1 protein-coding gene and 1 pseudogene are annotated in these 984 nt (G+C 64.8%); one reads left to right on the top strand and one right to left on the bottom strand.

What is annotated here, in order from left to right:
- Nucleotides 1-20 precede the first annotated feature (20 nt).
- Nucleotides 21-545: pseudogene (locus GPA21_RS20260) on the top strand (dehydroquinate synthase/iron-containing alcohol dehydrogenase family protein).
- Nucleotides 546-623: 78 nt separating this feature from the next.
- Here the strand turns inward: GPA21_RS20260 and GPA21_RS20255 are convergent.
- Nucleotides 624-830, bottom strand: coding sequence for a glutathione S-transferase family protein (locus GPA21_RS20255; RefSeq protein ID WP_168989858.1), 207 nt, complete (start codon nucleotides 828-830; stop codon nucleotides 624-626).
- Nucleotides 831-984: the final 154 nt, after the last annotated feature.

Here is a 984-nt window from a genome sequence, read left to right as displayed (position 1 = left end):
ACGAGATGTCTTAGGGTCTCGTGGGCTCGGAGAGGTGTATAAGAGACAGCCGCGAAGCCCGCGACGGCATGATGTGGGCCGCCACGCTGGCCGGCATCGCCTTCGGCAACGCGGGAGTGCATCTGCCCCACGGCATGGCCTAAGCGGTCGCCGGCGGGGTGCGCGATTTCCATGTGCCCGACTACCCGGACGACCACCCCATGGTGCCGCACGGCATGTCGGTCATCGTCAATGCGCCCGCAGTCTTCCGCTTTACCGCCGACGCGTGCCCGGAGCGCCATCTGGAGGCCGCCGGCTGGCTCGGCGCGGACGTGGGCGGCGCCGGCCTGGCGGATTCCGGCGAGATCGTCGCGCGGAGACTGATCGAACTGATGCGAATCTGCGACATCCCCAACGGGGTGGGTGGCTGTGGCTATTGCGAGGGCGACATCGACACCCTCACCGCTGGCGCGTGGGCGCAGCAGCGGCTGATCAAGAACGCACCGAAGCCGGTCAACCAACAACACCTTTCGGGCCTGTTCCGCGACGCGATGCGCTACTGGTGAGTGCCCACGCGCCCGCTTGAGCGCGACACCGCCCCCACCTGACCTCCCCCTTGGAAGGGGGAGGAGTACATGCCCAGATCAGCGGGTGAGGCGATAGGGCTCCTCGAAGGCCAGAAAGTCCTGCTCGGCGAGCGCGTCGCGAATCCACGCACTCACTCCCTGCAGTGCGCACACCCGGTCGACATAGGCCTCGACCGCCTCCGGGAGCGGCACACCGTAGGTGTTGAAGCGCATGCACACCGGCGCAAAATAAGCATCGACAATGCCGAAACCACCAAACAGCATCGGCCCGCGGTGACGCTCGAGCAGTTCGTGTCAGCGGTAATCCAATAATCCCCACCTGTGGTAATCGAATTTTCCCCACCCATCGACTTGAAGGAGTCAGAGATGGAAAGGGAATCAGTGGTGTTCGATGTGGAAGCTGTCCTGGACCCGAGGG

The organism is Azoarcus taiwanensis, from assembly GCF_012910885.1.
GTDB classification, from domain to species: domain Bacteria; phylum Pseudomonadota; class Gammaproteobacteria; order Burkholderiales; family Rhodocyclaceae; genus Azoarcus_F; species Azoarcus_F taiwanensis.
Note: the sequence above shows the minus strand (reverse complement) of the source record. Positions and strands in the feature narration are given on the sequence as shown.